We start from the raw sequence: 14806 nt of genomic DNA on the forward strand, positions 1-14806 counted from the left end.
CGTCGATGCAGGAGTTTCTCGCGACCTTTTTCAACATCGAGGTCATGCGGGCGGCCGCGCCGATCCTGCTGCAGGGCCTTCGGATGACGGTGCTGCTCGTGCTCGTCGCCGTCCCCTTGGGCTTCGCGGGCGGGGTGGTGATCGCTCTCCTCTCGGTGATCCGCCACCCGCTCGTGCGCTGGCCGCTCGTGGCTTGGGTTGATTTCTTCCGCGCCTTTCCGCCGCTCGTGCTGCTCGTGTTCATCTATGCCGGCCTGCCCTTCGCCGGCATCGAGATCGGCGCTTTCACCTCCGTCGCGATCGGCTTCTTCCTCAACACCTCGTCCTACTACGGCGAGATCCTGCGCGCCGGCATCGAAAGCATCCCGCGCGGGCAGATGGAGGCAGCGCGTTCGACGGGGCTTTCCGCCGTGCAGGCGATGATCTGGGTGATCCTTCCGCAGGGGTTTCGGAACGTTTTGCCCGACCTCGTGTCGAACACGCTCGAGGTGGTGAAGCTCACCTCGATCGCCTCGGTCGTCGCGCTGCCCGAACTGCTGTTCCAGGCCCGCCAGGCGCAGAGCGTCACCTACAACCCCTCGCCGATCGTCGCGGCGGCACTCCTCTACTTCCTTTTGCTCTGGCCGGTGGTGCGGCTTCTGAGCCGCCTCGAGCACAAGGCGATCGCCCGGCACTGAAGGGCGGCGAGGCAAGCGTGGCGCGCGCCGCCACGGCTCGCGGAAGCCTGCTGCAGGGCGGGAGGCGCGCTGGTGCCGTCGGCCTAGCAGCCCGCAGCTCAAGCCACGCGCTCGTCCGCGGAGGAGACGCGCCGAGGCGTCAGCGCCGATCGGCCGCGGCGGCGTGCAGAGCGGCGAGCTCCTCGGCGGCAGCCGCGGCAACGCGCGCCTGGATGGCGCGGTAGCGGGCGAGCACCGCCTCGCCTTCCGGCGTCAGAACCGCACCGCCACCCGAAAGCCCGCCCTTGGTGGCCGAAACGAGCGGAGCGCGGAACATCCTGTTCAGCGTCTCAACCAGCGACCAGGCGCGCTTGTAGCTCATCCCGAGCCGTCGTCCGGCGGCGGCGATCGAGCCCGTCTCGGCGATTCCCTGCAGAAGATCGGCCTTGCCCGGGCCGAAGGAGACGCCGGGCACGAGATCGACTCGCACATGCAGGGCGGGGAGCGCTCCCTTGCCGCGCCGCTTCATCCTCACCTCATGTCTGTCTCCAGGGCAGGCCGGCGGCGATCCACCCTGCCCGGGTGCGGCGATGGCCGGCCTCGTCGAGCGGGCCCTCGAATCCGTCGATGATGTTCACCACGCGGGGATAGCCTGCGGCCATCGCGGCCCGGGCAGCGGCGAGGCTGCGCGCTCCCGACCGGCACAGGAAATAGAGCTCGTTCGCGGGCGTCAGCCCCGCCGCGGCGAGCTCCTCGACGAACCGCCCGTTCACCGTCATTGACGGGAAGATCTGCCAAGCGATCCGGTGCACCTTCTTGCCGATGGCGGAGAGGTCGGGCAGCCCGACATAGCTCCATTCCGCATCGGTGCGCACGTCGACGAGCGCTGCGGACGGATCGCTGCGCAAGGCCTCCCAGGTCTCGGTGACCGTGGCGTGCGGGATGTCGCTCATCTCTGCCTCGTGCGCGGCGGTGGGTTGCATCATCGCCGGCGAAGGGCTTGTGTAGCGCTCGCGGTTCATCCGGAAAAGCACGGAGACGGGGCGTGGCAAGAGGGTGGGGTGGCATCGCCGAAGGGCTTGTCGGGGCGATCGGCGGTACGCCGCTGATCAAGCTCAGACGTGCCTCCGAGGCGACGGGATGCACCATTCTCGGCAAGGCGGAATTCATGAACCCGGGCGGTTCGGTGAAGGACCGCGCCGCACTCGCCATCATCCTCGACGCCGAGGCGAAGGGGACGCTGCGTCCTGGCGGAACGATCGTCGAGGGCACCGCTGGCAACACAGGGATCGGGCTCACGCTCGTGGGCAATGCGCGCGGCTACCGAAGCGTGATCGTGATGCCCGAGACGCAGAGCCGGGAGAAGATCGAGTTCCTGCGCATGATCGGCGCCGAGCTCCGGCTCGTTCCGGCCGCGCCCTACAAGGACCCCGGAAATTATGTCCACGTCTCCCGCCGGCTTGCGGAGGAACTCGCGCGCACCGAGCCGAACGGGGCGATCTGGGCGAACCAGTTCGACAATCTCGCCAACCGCGAGGGCCATCGTGCGACCACCGGAGTTGAGATCTGGGAGCAGACGGACGGCCGCGTCGATGCCTTCACCTGCGCCTGCGGCACGGGCGGCACGCTCGCCGGTGTCGCGATGGCGCTGAAGGAGCGCAAGCCCACCGTGCGGATCACGCTCGCCGACCCGATGGGCAGCGCCCTCTATGCGTGGAAGATGCGCGGCGAGCTCACGCTCGAGGGGGCCTCGATCACCGAGGGCATCGGCCAGAGCCGGGTTCCTGGCAATCTCGAGGGCGCGCCGATCGACGATGCGATCCAGGTGACGGACGAGGAGGCGCTCGAGCAGGTGTTCGATCTCACCATCCACGAGGGTCTGTCGGTGGGCGGCAGCGCAGGGCTGAACGTCGCCGCCGCGATCCGCGTCGCGCGCTCGCTGGGCCCCGGCCATACCGTGGTGACGATCCTCTGCGACGGCGGTGCGCGCTACCAGAGCAAGCTGTTCAATCCCGAGTTCCTGCGCAGCAAGGGCCTTCCCGTGCCGCCCTGGATGGCCTGAGAGAGAGGGGAGAGAAGGCGGGAACCGTCATGGCAACGGATCGTTTCGAACGCCGTGTGGCGGTCGTCACCGGCGGGGCACGCGGCATCGGGCTTGCGGTGGCCGAACGCCTCGCGGCCGAGGGGGCACGCGTGGCTCTGTGGGATCTCGACGAGGCGGAGGCGGCGAAGGTCGCGGCGCGTCTGTCCGGACTCGCGCTCCGGGTCGAGGTCGCCGACGAGGCGTCGGTCGCGGCGGCTGTAGCGGCGACGGAGGCCGCCCTCGGGCCGATCGACATCCTCATCAACAATGCCGGGATCACCGGCCCGAACGGCCCGGTCGAGACCTATCCGTTCGATGCCTGGCGGCGCGTGATCGAGGTCGACCTGACCGGCGTGTTCCTCTGCTGCCGCGCCGTCGTGCCGGGGATGCGCGCGCGCAACCGCGGGCGGATCGTCAACGTCGCTTCCATCGCCGGCAAGGAGGGGAACCCCAATGCCTCGGCCTATTCCGCGGCGAAGGCTGGCGTGATCGCGCTCACCAAATCGCTGGGTAAGGAGCTCGCGGACACGGAGGTTCGCGTCAACTGCGTCACGCCCGCGGCGGTGAAGACCGACATCTTCGCGCAGATGACCGAGGAGCACATTGCCTGGATGCTCTCGAAGATCCCGCTCGGCCGCTTCGGGCGTGTGGAGGAAATCGCGGCGATGATCTGCTGGCTTGCTTCCGACGAGGCGTCGTTCTCCACTGGCGCGGTGTTCGACGTCTCGGGCGGGCGGGCGACGTACTGATCTCGCTCGCTTGCGCCAGAGGGGTCAGCACGCCGCATGAAGAGCGTCGCCGAACGCCTCGCGGCGTGGGCGGAAGGCGAGGAGGCACGCTTCCTCGGTCGCCTCGAGGACGAGGAGCCGTGCAACGGCTGGATCGCCGAATATTGGCGGATCGTCGGTGATGCCGCCGGGCGCCTGCACTACCGGCATGTGGATGGCCGGACGGTCGACGAGAACGGTGACCGCTGGGCTTGGTCGGCCGCTTTCGTCTCGGCGGGGGTGTGGGTCGCGACCGGCGGCGCGCCCTGGTTCGCCTACTGCGAGTGGCACAGCACCTATGTGCGCGATGCGATCCAACGCGCAAGCGAGGGGGAACCGCAGCCCTACCGCGCGTTCCCCATCGGCACGTTGCCGCTCCGGCGCGGGGACATTGTCGTTCAGTGGCGCGCAGGGATCGGCGACGGGGCACGGGATGCGCCGATCGGCTGGGAGGCGGCGCAACGCATCGCGCCTTTCACGAGCCACGGCGACATCGTCGTCTCGGCCGGCGCCGACAGGGCCGAGCTCATCGGCGGCAATCTCGCCGACACGGTGAAGCGTCGAACCTTGGTGCTCGACGGTGCCGGGCGCCTTGTCGACACAGGGCAGGAGCGCGGGCACTGGTTCGCCCTGATACGTTTCGCCGACGATCACATCTGACCGTTGCCGCAACGGCCTCTCTCGAGACGGTTGCCGCAAGCGGATGGGGAATGTGGCGGGCGCCAACCGCGACCGCCTCACGGAGGCCGCCGACACACCCAGCTTGCGCGGCACAGTCCGAAACGTGCCGCAAGGGAAGAGCGGATGGCGGACCCGGCGCGACTCGAACGCACGACCTCTGCCTTCGGAGGGCAGCGCTCTATCCAACTGAGCTACGGGTCCGTCCCTCCCTTGGTAGCGGAACCGGCCGCGTCTGGCAAACAGCGCGACGGCACCGGCCCGCTCAATCGTCGCGGTGGGTGCGCTCCATCCGCTCGTGGCGCTCCTGGGCCTCGATCGAGAGGGTCGCGATCGGTCTCGCTTCGAGTCGCCGGAGGCTGATCGGCTCGCCCGTCTCCTCGCAGTAGCCGTAGGTTCCGTTCTCGATCCGCTCCAGCGCCTGGTCGATCTTCGCGATCAGTTTGCGCGCCCGGTCACGGGTGCGGAGTTCGAGGGCCCGGTCGGTCTCGAGCGAGGCACGATCGGTCAGGTCGGGTTCCTGCATCCCGCCAGCCTGGAGGCTTGCGAGGGTCTCGTCGGCCTCCTTCAGAAGCTCGGCCCGCCACGCGAGCAGTTTGCGACGGAAATACTCGAGCTGCAGCGGGTTCATGAACTCTTCGGCCTCGGAGGGCCGATAGTCAGGCGGCAGCGTCACGATCATCTCACGTCCCCTGCGTCAGGGCCTCAGGCCCCTTGGCCCAACGCCCCGTTTCGCCACCCGGGGTCGAAGGGCGCGCGGACTATACTTGCGCTGCTTGGTGTCGCCAAGCCGCCAAATGCGGCGCCAAACCATTGAGACAGAACGGTTTCACCGCGGCCTTCCGCGGTGCAGCAGGGGCGTGCCGTCAGCCTCCGTTCGCCACCCCACCCGCGGCCGCGAGCTCGAGGCGTGCGAGCTCCACGCGCGCTCGGAGCGTGATCGCGCCGACGATCTCGGCGAGCCGCCCGTCAACCGCAACCGCCGGCTGGTCGGCGAGCGCGGCGAGCTCCCGAAGCCGTGCGGCAGAAAGCCGCCCGCCCAGGATGCCGCGCTGGAGTTCGGCGAGCTCCTCGAGCATCCGATCGGCGCGGGCGCGCGCCTCGCGATCGCGCTCGGCGGCGAGCATCGTCTCCTGAAGCGCGATCAGCGACGCGGCGATCGAGACCCCCTCGGCCGCGCCGGCGTCTCTCGCCTCGGACGCGGCCCCGGCGGCGCCGTTGCCCGGCAGGCGGAAACGCCCCTGCGCGGCCCCTGGCCTCGTCGCGCGGCCAGGGGTCGTGATCGGCCCATAGCCCGTGATCTTCATCGGCATGCTCCTCCGCAGCGGCCACCGGCCTTGCGCTGCGCGGCACTCTGCCGATCGGCAGCTTCGTCCGCAATCGGCAGGTTTTGCCGGGCCGTGCCGTGCCAGGCTGCGCCGGAGGCCGCGGTTTTCCTCGCGCCCGCCTTGGCACGGCGATTGCGGTCCACCCACCGAGACCACCGCGCGAACCGCATGTGAGCCAGATGCTGCGCCTTGCCGTGATGCTCGTCGCGATCGCCCTCTCCGCCGCGCCGGCCGACGCGCAGGTGCGCATCAAGGACATCGCCGATGTCGAAGGCGTGCGCGAGAACCAGCTCGTCGGCTACGGCCTCGTCGTCGGCCTCAACGGCACGGGCGACCGGCTGGCCGCCGCCCCGTTCACCCGCCAGAGCCTGATCGGCATGCTCGAGCGCCTCGGCGTCAACGTGCGCGACCAGGAGACACGCCTCGACACGAAGAACGTCGCCGCGGTGATGGTCACCGCAACCCTTCCCGGCTTCGCCCGAACCGGGACGCGGATCGACGTCCATGTCGCGGCGATGGGGGATGCGACCAACCTCACCGGCGGCACCCTGTTGGTGACACCCCTGCTTGGCGCCGACGGCGAGGTCTACGCGGTCGCCCAGGGCCAGATCGCGACCGGAGCGATCGCCGCGCGCGGCGCCGCCCAGAGCATCACCCGAGGCGTGCCGACCGCGGGGCGGATCGTCTCGGGCGCGACGATCGAACGCGAGGTGCCGTTCGCCTTCGGCAGGACCTCCTCGCTCCGGCTCAGCCTGCGCAACCCCGACTTCACCACCGCCCGCCGCGTCGCCGAGGCGATCAACCGCTTCGCTCGCGAGCCTGTCGCGGCGGCGATCGATCCGGCGACCGTCACGGTCAACATCAGCGCCGGGCGTGCGGCGCAGGACCCGGTGGGCTTCATCACCGAGATCGAGCAGCTCCGGATCACGCCCGACCAGACCGCCCGCGTGATCATCGACGAGGCGAACGGAATCATCGTGATGGGCGCGAATGTGCGGGTGAGCACGGTGGCGATCGCCCAGGGCAACCTGACGATCCGGATCACCGAAACGCCGCAGGTGAGCCAGCCCAACCCCTTCGGCCAGGGCGAGACGGTGGTCGTGCCGCGCACCGAGATCGAGGTGCAGGAGAACCAGAACCGGCGGCTCGGCATCGTTCCGGCGAACGTGACGCTAGAGGACCTCGTGCGCAGCCTCAACGCGCTCGGCGTCGGCCCGCGCGACATGATCCAGATCCTGCAGGCGATCAAGGCGGCCGGAGCGCTGCAGGCCGAGTTGGAGATCATGTAAGATGGAGCCTCGCGCCACCACGGCTGCCGATCTCGCCCTGCGGCCTGTGCCCGAGCTCCGCCGCGCGGGCAGCGACGTCGCGAGCCTGCGCAAGGCGGCGCAGGATTTCGAGGCGATGGCGCTCGGCGCCCTGTTCCAGCCGATGTTCGAGGGCATCGCCAAGGGCCGCGGCTTCGGCGGCGGCGGCAGGGGCGAAGCGGCGTGGGCGCCGCTTCTCGTCAACGAATATGCGCGGATCGCGGCGGCCAATGGCGGCCTCGGCATCGGCGAGGCGGTGTTCCGCCAGCTGCTCGCCGCCCAGGAGCGCGCCGGAGCCGGCACGAATGCGGCGACCGGCGCGGGAGGATGAACGGCAAGAGGGGAGGGAGACGACCATGTTCCAGGCCCTGATCGCCGCTGGGGTGCGGCTGTCCGACCTGCTCGTGGCGGAAAACCGCGCTCTCGCGGAGTTCGATCTCGCCACCGCGGCGATGCTCGCGCCCGAGAAGCGACGCGCGGTCGAAGCCTTCGCCGCGGCCGAGGCGGCGGTGCGCAAGGCAGGGGGCCGCGCCGAGGGGAGCGAGCGGGAGGCGCTCGCCGGGCTTTCGGCACGGCTTGCCGATCTCGCGGCGGCGAACCGGCGCATGCTCGAACGTGCGCTCGCCGCCCAGGACGCGGTCGTGCGCACGCTCGCCGCCGCCGCCGTGCCGAAACCGGCCCTGTACGGACCTGTCGCCCCCGCCGGGGGCCATGCCGTGCCGCCCGCGCCGGTGGGGTTCGCCGCCAACGCCTGAGCGGAGCGGCGCTGCGGGGCGCGGTCGTTCCGTCTCCGTCGCCCCGATTGCCAGGCCACAGCTGCCGGCGCATGGTCGGGGGTCCCGATGCGACCCCGACCGACAGAGCGGGCGCCGGCCGGCGCCACCCGATCAAGCCTCCTGGTCGTCGGGACCCTCACCGCCGCGAGCGGCCTCGCAACCTGGGCGATCAAGGGAGGCGAGGGTGTGGCGGAGGCGCTCGCCGTCGCGTGGGGCCTGCTCCTCACCCTTCTTCCGGTGCTCGGCGCTGCCCTTCTGCTCGCTGGCTTCGTCCAGGCGGGCGTGGCGAAGGAGACGATCGCGCGCTGGCTTGGTGCAGAGAGCGGGCTGCGGGGCCTTCTCATCGCCACCCTTGCCGGCGCGGCAACGCCAGGCGGGCCGATGGCCGCCTTCCCCCTCGTGTTTGCGCTCGCCGCCGGAGGGGCGGACCGCGGTGCCCTGATCGCCTACGTCACCGCCTGGTCGCTCAACGGGCTGCAGCGCATCCTCGTCTGGGAAATCCCGATCCTCGGGCCCGAGTTCGCCGCCCTCCGCTTCGTCGCCTCCCTGCCTCTGCCGATCCTCGCGGGCCTGATGGCGCGCCGGCTGCCGGGCTCGATCGCGTGAGCGCTGCGGGGATCGTCATCTGGCTTGCCGCTGCCGTTGCCGCTGTTCTCCTGTGGCGGCGCGATCGGAAGGCGGCGTTGGCGGGCGGGCGGTTCGCGTTCGCAACGCTGAAGGGCGTTCTGCCGCTGATGCTCCTCGCCCTGCCGATGGCGGGCTTCCTCGCCGTGCTCGTGCCCGAGCGCTTCGCGGCCCTTCTCCTGGGCCCAGAGACGGGGCTTCGGGGGCATCTCGTTGCGACCGTTGTCGGCGCCTTCATCCCTGGCGGCCCGTTCGTCTCCTTCCCGATCGTGCTCGCGCTCTGGTCGAGCGGGGCGGGGCCGGCGCAGATGGTGACGCTGATCTCGGCCTGGTCGGTGCTCGCGATCAACCGCGTGATCGTGTGGGAGGCACCGCTGATGGGCTGGCGCTTCGTCGCTCTTCGCCTCGCCACCGGCTTCTGGCTGCCGCTCGCCTCCGGCCTCGCGGCCGAGGCGCTCCTTGCTCTCCTTCCGCCCGGAACCATCGGGGGGTAGAAGCCGCGCATGGAACGGGGTCGAGAGGAGGCAGGCGCCGAGGCGATGTGGCGTGCCCTGCGCGCGCGGCGCTGCGGCGGCGACGCCCCTCTGCCCGAGCCGTCCGGCGAGGCGGCCGCCACGCTTGCCGCTTTGCTCGGGCCGCTCACCGGCCCGCCGGTCGCGCCTGACGGTGTGTGGGTGACAGCCCATCTCGCGCAGAGCCTCGACGGGCGGATCGCCACACGCTCTGGCGTCTCGCAGTGGATCAGCGACCGCGAGGACATCCTCCACACCCACCGGCTGCGTGCCCTGCACCAGGCGATCGTTGTCGGTGCCGCCACCGTCGCGGCCGATGATCCGCTTCTGACCACGCGCCTTGTTTCCGGCGAGAGCCCGGTGCGTGTCGTGCTCGATCGCGACCGTCGCCTTGATAAGGGACGGCGCGTGTTCTCCGGTGGCCCGCCCACCCTTCTCGTCTGCGCGGCCGACATGCCTGGACCCGATCGGCACGGCGAGGCGGAAGTGATGCGCCTGCCGCGCGACCCCTCGGGAGGGCTCGATCTCGCCATGCTTCTGCGGCGGCTACGCCTGCGCGGCATCACGCATGTGTTCGTCGAGGGAGGCGGCGTCACCGTGGGCCGCTTCCTCGCCGCCGGGCTGATCGACCGGTTGCACATCGCCGTCGCACCGCTTCTGCTCGGGTCGGGGCTGCCCGCCCTTGTGCTTCCAGAAGCGGCGCGGCCAGAGGAGGGATTGCGCGCGCCGGCGCTGACCTATCGTCTCGGCGCCGATACGCTGTTCGATCTCGCGATCGGCCGCGCGCGGCCAGCCTGCGCGCCATGAGGCAGGCGCGTGCCTTCTGGGTGGTGGCGCCCGGGCGCGGCGAGATACGCGCCGAGACGCTGCGCGCCCCGGCACCCGGCGAGGCTCTGGTCGAGACGCTCGCAAGCGGCATCTCGCGCGGCACGGAAAGCCTCGTCTTCTCCGGGCGGGTTCCTGCGAGCCAGCATGCGGCGATGCGCTGCCCGCTTCAGGAGGGCGCGTTCACCTTCCCCGTGAAATACGGCTACAGCGCCGTCGGCATCGTCAGGGACGGGCCCGAGGCCCTGATCGGGCGGCGTGTGTTCTGCCTCGCGCCGCACCAGACGCGGTTCCTCGCGCCCGCCGCCATGCTCGCCCCGGTGCCTGAGGCCGTGCCGACGCGCCGCGCCGTGCTCGCGGCCAACATGGAGACGGCGCTCAACATCTCCTGGGATGCCGCCGCCCTGCCGGGAGAGCGCGTGCTCGTGGTCGGGGCGGGCGTGGTCGGCCTGCTTGCCGCGCATCTGCTCGCGCGAATCCCCGGCGTGTCCCTCACGGTGATCGACCGCGATGGCGGCAAGCGGAAGGTTGCGGAGGCGCTCGGCCTTGCCTTCGCCACGCCGGAGGAGTCGCCCGGCGAGGCGGATCTCGTTGTGCATGCCTCCGGCACGCCGGAGGGGCTGCGCTTCGCTCTCGCCCACGCTGCCGTCGAGGCGCGGATCGTCGAAGCCTCCTGGTTCGGTGACCGAGAGGTGGCGCTTCCGCTCGGCGAGGCCTTCCACAGCCGCCGCCTGCGCCTCGTCTCCTCGCAGGTCGGCGAGGTCGGGGGAGCGATGCGCGGGCGAAGGAGCCGTGCCGAGCGCCTCGCCCTCGCCCTCTCCCTGCTCGACGATCCGCGTCTTGATTGCCTCCTCGACGGCCCTTCAGCCTTCGACGATCTTCCCGCCACCATGGCTCGGCTTGCCGCGAGCCCTGGCGTTCTCTGCCATGTCGTGCTCCACCACCCCGATGCGTGAGGACCTCTCGTGTTCAGCCTGACCGTCTGCGACCACGTGATGATCGCCCATTCCTTCAAGGGCGAGGTGTTCGGCCCGGCGCAGAAGCTTCATGGCGCGACCTACGCCGTCGAGGCCGAGTTCCGCGTGCCCTCGCTCGACGAGCACGGTCTCGTGGTCGACATCGGGCTCGCGCGCGCCGAACTGCGCCGCGCGCTCGACAGTTTCGACTACGAGAATCTCGACGTTCTGCCGCAATTCGCGGGGCGGAACACCACCACCGAGTTCATGGCCGCGCATGTGCATGGGCTTCTCGCCGCCGCGCTGCGCGAGGGCAGGCTCGGCGAAAGCGGCAAGCGGATCACGGGGCTGAAGGTGGTGCTGCGCGAGAGCCCCGTCGCCTGGGCCGCTTTCGAAGGGCCTGTGGGCTAGGGGGATGCGGCTCGCCCTGGTCGTTCCCGCACCGTTCAGCACGGTCAGCGGCGGCTATGCCTACGACCGGCGAATCGTCGCAGGCCTCGTCGCGCGCGGCCATGCGGTGCGTGTGGTCGAGTTGCCCGGGCGTTTCCCGCTCCCTGACGCTGCCGCAGAGGCGGCCGCCTGGCAGGCGCTTGCAGAGCGTCCGGAGGGCGAGCTCCTGCTGATCGACGGCCTTGCCCTTCCGGCCTTCGCGCGGTTCGCCGATGCGGTCGCATCAGCCGGGGCGGCTGGGCTGATCCACCATCCCACACCGCTCGAGACCGGCCTGCCCGAGGCCGAGGCGGCACTCCTGCGCGAGAAGGAGTCGGCGCTCCTTCCCGTCCTGTCGCGGCTGATCGCGACGAGCCGAACCACCGCGCGAGAGCTCGTCTGCCTCGGCGTGCCCGAGGCGCGTATTGCCGTCGTCGAGCCGGGAACGGACGAGGCGCCGCGTGCGGAAGGCAGCCGTGCTGCAGGCTGCGCCATCCTCTCGGTCGGCGCCTGTGTGCCGCGCAAGGGCCATGACCTTCTTCTGCGTGCTCTCGGGCGGCTCTCCGACCTCTCCTGGACGCTGACGATCGTCGGCTCTCTCGAGCGCGACCCAGTCCATGCGCGCTCTTTGGCGGCTCTTGCCGAGGAGCTCGGCATCGCCGGCCGCGTCACCTTCGCCGGCGAAGTGGACAATGCCGCCCTCGCCGCCCTCTGGTCGGGCACCGATCTCTTCGCCCTCGCCACCTGGTACGAGGGCTACGGCATGGCGGTGGCGGAAGCGCTGAAGCGCGGCATCCCGGTTGCCCTCACGGCAGGGGGTGCGGTGGCCGAGCTCGCTCCCCCCGAGGCCTCGGTGATCGTTCCGCCAGGCGACTGGGCCGCGCTCTCGCGCGCGATGCGCCGGCTCGTGTTCGATGGCGAGCTGCGTCGCCGCATGGCCGAGCACGCCTATGCCGCCGGCCGCAGGCTGCCGAGCTGGGAAGACCAGGCCGATGCCTTTGCCGCTGCGCTCGCTGAGACTCCGGCATGAGCGAGGGGTTCAGCGCCGAGTGGCTCGCCCGTCGCGAGCCTTTCGATGCGGTTGCCCGCTCCGCCGCCCTCGCCGCGCGCCTCGCCGACGCCCTGCCACAGCGGCCGCGTCTGCTCGAGCTCGGGGCGGGGGCAGGCTCCCTGTTCCGCTGGCTGGCCCCGAGGATCGGCCGCGCTCAGGTCTGGACCATGCTCGATGCAGACGGCGATCTGCTCGAGCACGGCTTCGCGCGCACCGCTGCCTGGGCGGAGACGCGTGGCTGGACCGTCACCACACCATCCGGCGCGCTGATCGTTCACGCCCCGGGCGGCGCATGGCGGATCGAGGCGCGGGTTGCCGATTTCGGCGCCGGGCCTGAGGCTCTCCCGCTCGCGGGCCATGATGCCGTGGTCTGCTCGGCCTTGATGGATCTCGTCTCGGCGTCCTGGGCGGCACGCTTCGTCGCGCGTCTCTCCGTTCCCTTTCTCGCCTGCCTGACCGTCGATGGCCGCGACCGGTGGCGTCCGCCCGCTCTCGGCGACAGGCTCGTGGCGAGGAGCTTCGCGCGGCACATGCGACGCGACAAGGGGTTCGGGCCGGCGATGGGGCAGGCCGCGCCTCAGATCCTCGTGCGGCTTCTGAGGGCACGCGGCTTCGAGGTCGCCACCGCGTCGAGCGACTGGCTCATTCCGAGGATCGCCCGCCATCTTCTCACCGACATGGTTGAGGGGCATGCCGCGGCGGCCGCCGAAGCCCTGCCGCGCGCCGCGGCACGGATCGCGACGTGGCGGGAGGCGAGGCTCTCCGCCATCGCCCGTGGAAGGCTCTCGCTCGTCATCGGCCATCGCGACCTGCTCGCGCTTCCGACAGAGGACTGACACCATGCCGATCCTGCTCGGCTCCGTCGCCGACGACGTCACTGGGGCGACCGACCTTGCCAACACGCTGGTGCGCGGCGGGATGCGTACCGTCCAGATGATCGGCGTGCCCGCTCCAGGCACTGCCGCGCCTGATGCGGATGCGGTCGTCGTCGCGCTCAAGTCGCGCACCGCACCGGTCGGGGAGGCGGTGGCGCAGAGCCTCGCCGCTCTCGCCTGGCTTCGCTCGTGCGGCGCTGCCCAGGTCCTCTTCAAGGTGTGCTCGACCTTCGACAGCACCGATGCCGGCAATATCGGGCCGGTGGCCGATGCCCTGCTCGCCGCGCTCGGCGCCCCCTTCGCGCCCGTCTGCCCCGCGTTTCCGGCGAACGGCCGCACGGTCTATCAGGGCCATCTCTTCGTCGGCAGCGCTCTTCTAAACGAGAGCGGCATGGAGAAGCACCCGCTGACGCCGATGACGGACGCAAATCTTGTGCGCGTTCTCGGGCGTCAGAGCACGGGCACGGTCGGCCTTGTCCCTTACGCGACCGTCGCGCAGGGCCCGGACGCGATCCGGCGTGCGTGCCTTGCGCTGCCCGAGCGCGGCCACCGCTACGCGATCGTCGATGCTCTGTCGGACGCTCATCTCGAGTCGCTCGGCGCCGCGTCGTCCGACCTGCCGCTGCTTGTCGGCGGTTCGGGGATCGCGATCGGGCTCCCCGAGAACTTCCGCCGCTCCGGCCGCCTCGCCGCATCGCAGAGCGCTGATCGCCTCGACGTGCCGGAGGGACACACGGCGGTGATCGCCGGCTCCTGTTCGCGCGCGACCCTTGGGCAGATCGGCCTCGCGCGCGACCACGTGCCGACGCTCGAGCTCGACCCGCTCGCCGAACCTGACGCCCTGGCGCTCGCGGCACGCGCTCTCGCCTGGGCGGAGGGCAGGCTTGGGGCGCGGCCGATCGTCATCGCCGCCTCCGCCACGCCCGATCGTGTCGCCCTGCTTCAAGAGCGTCTTGGCCGCGAGGCTGCCGGCGCTCTCGTCGAAACCGCTCTCTCCGAGATCGCCGCGGGCCTCGTCGCGCGCGGGGTGCGTCGTCTCATCGTGGCGGGTGGCGAAACCTCGGGCGCGGTGGTGCAGCGCCTTGGCATCACGCGGCTCAGGATCGGCCCTGAGATTGACCCGGGCGTTCCCTGGACGCGCGCCGAAGGCGGGGACGTGCCGCTGCTTCTGGCGCTGAAGAGCGGCAACTTCGGCGCCCGGGACTTCTTCCTCAAGGCGTTCGAGATGCTGGAGCAGGTGTCATGACGGCGGAGGAGGCGGCGGCGCGGGAGGAGATCGTCGCGCTCGCGGCATCACTGTTCGCGCGCGGGTTCTCCGTTGGCAGCGCGGGCAACATCTCGGTGCGCCTCGCTGACGGCTACCTGATCACGCCAACGAACTCCTGCCTCGGTCGTCTCGACCCGGAGCGCCTCTCGAAGCTTGATGCCGACTTCGTGCCTGTGGGCGGCGACAGGCCATCGAAGGAGGTGTTCATGCACCGCGCCTTCTATCGTGCGCGCGCCGATGCCGGAGCGGTGGTGCATCTGCATTCGACCTGGGCCACCGCCGTCTCCTGCCTTGCCGATGTCGATCCCGCGAACCCGATCCCGCCGCTCACGCCCTATTTCGTGATGCGCATCGGCAGAACGATGCCGCTCGTTCCGTATTTCCGGCCAGGCGACCCGGCGATGGAGCCGGCGATCGCGCAAGCGGCACAAACCGCCCGCGCGGTTCTGCTCGCGAACCACGGCCCTGTCGTGTCGGGTGCCACGCTCAAGGATGCGGTCTACGCGGCGGAGGAGCTCGAGGAGGCGGCAAAGCTCTTCCTGCTTCTCCCCCGCGAGCGGGCGCGCCTGCTTACCGCGCAGCAGGTGGACGACCTTCTGGCCACGTTCGGCTGAGGCGTCGGCCTCGCACACGAGACGCGAAACGCGCCGGCAGGGACGCTGCCGGCGCGTT

The 14806-nt window shown here is 70.9% G+C and carries 20 protein-coding genes and 1 tRNA gene; 16 read left to right on the forward strand and 5 right to left on the reverse strand.

What is annotated here, in order from left to right; all coding sequences use genetic code 11:
* Positions 1-5 precede the first annotated feature (5 nt).
* The gene (locus KO353_RS11790; protein WP_218284895.1) at positions 6-677 is read left to right on the forward strand and encodes an amino acid ABC transporter permease; all 672 of its coding nucleotides are present in this window, start codon (positions 6-8) and stop codon (positions 675-677) included.
* A gap of 139 nt (positions 678-816) precedes the next feature.
* Here KO353_RS11790 and KO353_RS11795 read toward each other — a convergent pair whose 3' ends face one another.
* Entirely contained in the window at positions 817-1185 is a 369-nt protein-coding gene (locus KO353_RS11795) for a winged helix-turn-helix domain-containing protein (protein ID WP_218284903.1), read from the reverse strand.
* A gap of 7 nt (positions 1186-1192) precedes the next feature.
* Positions 1193-1609 carry a rhodanese-like domain-containing protein gene (locus KO353_RS11800; RefSeq protein WP_218284904.1) on the reverse strand — a complete coding sequence of 139 codons (417 nt, stop codon included), beginning with the start codon at positions 1607-1609 and terminating at the stop codon, positions 1193-1195.
* Between the two features lie 92 nt (positions 1610-1701).
* Between KO353_RS11800 and KO353_RS11805 the strand changes: the two genes are divergently transcribed.
* Genes KO353_RS11805 through KO353_RS11815 form a run of 3 tightly spaced genes read left to right on the forward strand, consistent with a single transcriptional unit; the run spans position 1702 to position 4166 of the window.
* On the forward strand, positions 1702-2718 hold the full coding sequence (locus KO353_RS11805) for a cysteine synthase A (protein WP_218284905.1): 1017 nt from the start codon (positions 1702-1704) through the stop codon (positions 2716-2718).
* A gap of 29 nt (positions 2719-2747) precedes the next feature.
* On the forward strand, positions 2748-3488 hold the full coding sequence (locus KO353_RS11810) for an SDR family NAD(P)-dependent oxidoreductase (protein WP_218284906.1): 741 nt from the start codon (positions 2748-2750) through the stop codon (positions 3486-3488).
* Positions 3489-3524: 36 nt separating this feature from the next.
* Positions 3525-4166: a DUF2272 domain-containing protein gene (locus tag KO353_RS11815; protein ID WP_218284907.1), complete on the forward strand. Its 642-nt coding sequence runs from the start codon at positions 3525-3527 to the stop codon at positions 4164-4166.
* Between the two features lie 145 nt (positions 4167-4311).
* On the opposite strand, the gene KO353_RS11820 is transcribed toward KO353_RS11815, so the two are convergent.
* The 3 genes from KO353_RS11820 to KO353_RS11830 form a co-directional block, all read right to left on the reverse strand.
* Positions 4312-4388, reverse strand: a tRNA-Arg gene (locus KO353_RS11820).
* A gap of 61 nt (positions 4389-4449) precedes the next feature.
* The gene (gene dksA, locus KO353_RS11825) at positions 4450-4863 is read right to left on the reverse strand and encodes an RNA polymerase-binding protein DksA (RefSeq protein WP_235692117.1); all 414 of its coding nucleotides are present in this window, start codon (positions 4861-4863) and stop codon (positions 4450-4452) included.
* Between the two features lie 187 nt (positions 4864-5050).
* Positions 5051-5491 carry a flagellar assembly protein FliX gene (locus tag KO353_RS11830; protein ID WP_218284909.1) on the reverse strand — a complete coding sequence of 147 codons (441 nt, stop codon included), beginning with the start codon at positions 5489-5491 and terminating at the stop codon, positions 5051-5053.
* A gap of 200 nt (positions 5492-5691) precedes the next feature.
* Between KO353_RS11830 and KO353_RS11835 the strand changes: the two genes are divergently transcribed.
* The 12 genes from KO353_RS11835 (at position 5692) to otnC (ending at position 14748) form a co-directional block, all read left to right on the forward strand.
* Positions 5692-6801, forward strand: coding sequence for a flagellar basal body P-ring protein FlgI (locus KO353_RS11835; protein WP_218284910.1), 1110 nt, complete (start codon positions 5692-5694; stop codon positions 6799-6801).
* A 1-nt stretch (position 6802) separates the two neighbouring features.
* Positions 6803-7150, forward strand: coding sequence for a rod-binding protein (locus KO353_RS11840; protein ID WP_218284911.1), 348 nt, complete (start codon positions 6803-6805; stop codon positions 7148-7150).
* A gap of 25 nt (positions 7151-7175) precedes the next feature.
* Positions 7176-7574, forward strand: a complete 399-nt coding sequence (locus tag KO353_RS11845; protein WP_218284912.1) for a hypothetical protein — start codon at positions 7176-7178, stop codon at positions 7572-7574.
* A gap of 87 nt (positions 7575-7661) precedes the next feature.
* Entirely contained in the window at positions 7662-8201 is a 540-nt protein-coding gene (locus KO353_RS11850; RefSeq protein ID WP_218284913.1) for a permease, read from the forward strand.
* Entirely contained in the window at positions 8198-8713 is a 516-nt protein-coding gene (locus tag KO353_RS11855) for a hypothetical protein (protein ID WP_218284914.1), read from the forward strand. The genes KO353_RS11850 and KO353_RS11855 overlap by 4 nt, the downstream gene beginning before the upstream one ends.
* Positions 8714-8722: 9 nt before the next feature.
* The gene (locus KO353_RS11860) at positions 8723-9538 is read left to right on the forward strand and encodes a RibD family protein (protein ID WP_235691839.1); all 816 of its coding nucleotides are present in this window, start codon (positions 8723-8725) and stop codon (positions 9536-9538) included.
* Positions 9535-10512, forward strand: a complete 978-nt coding sequence (locus KO353_RS11865; RefSeq protein ID WP_218284915.1) for a zinc-dependent alcohol dehydrogenase — start codon at positions 9535-9537, stop codon at positions 10510-10512. The genes KO353_RS11860 and KO353_RS11865 overlap by 4 nt, the downstream gene beginning before the upstream one ends.
* Before the next feature lie 9 nt (positions 10513-10521).
* Positions 10522-10923, forward strand: a complete 402-nt coding sequence (locus tag KO353_RS11870; protein WP_218284917.1) for a 6-pyruvoyl trahydropterin synthase family protein — start codon at positions 10522-10524, stop codon at positions 10921-10923.
* 4 nt (positions 10924-10927) lie between these two features.
* Positions 10928-11971: a glycosyltransferase family 4 protein gene (locus KO353_RS11875; protein WP_218284919.1), complete on the forward strand. Its 1044-nt coding sequence runs from the start codon at positions 10928-10930 to the stop codon at positions 11969-11971.
* Positions 11968-12828 carry a class I SAM-dependent methyltransferase gene (locus KO353_RS11880; protein WP_218284920.1) on the forward strand — a complete coding sequence of 287 codons (861 nt, stop codon included), beginning with the start codon at positions 11968-11970 and terminating at the stop codon, positions 12826-12828. Before KO353_RS11875 ends, KO353_RS11880 begins: the two co-directional genes overlap by 4 nt.
* A gap of 4 nt (positions 12829-12832) precedes the next feature.
* Positions 12833-14113, forward strand: coding sequence for a 3-oxo-tetronate kinase (gene otnK / locus KO353_RS11885; protein ID WP_218284922.1), 1281 nt, complete (start codon positions 12833-12835; stop codon positions 14111-14113).
* Positions 14110-14748 (forward strand): 3-oxo-tetronate 4-phosphate decarboxylase, encoded by a 639-nt coding sequence (gene otnC, locus KO353_RS11890; protein ID WP_218284923.1) that lies wholly within the window; start codon positions 14110-14112, stop codon positions 14746-14748. The genes otnK and otnC overlap by 4 nt, the downstream gene beginning before the upstream one ends.
* Positions 14749-14806 lie beyond the last annotated feature (58 nt).

The organism is Elioraea tepida (assembly GCF_019203965.1).
Taxonomy (GTDB): domain Bacteria; phylum Pseudomonadota; class Alphaproteobacteria; order Acetobacterales; family Acetobacteraceae; genus Elioraea_A; species Elioraea_A tepida.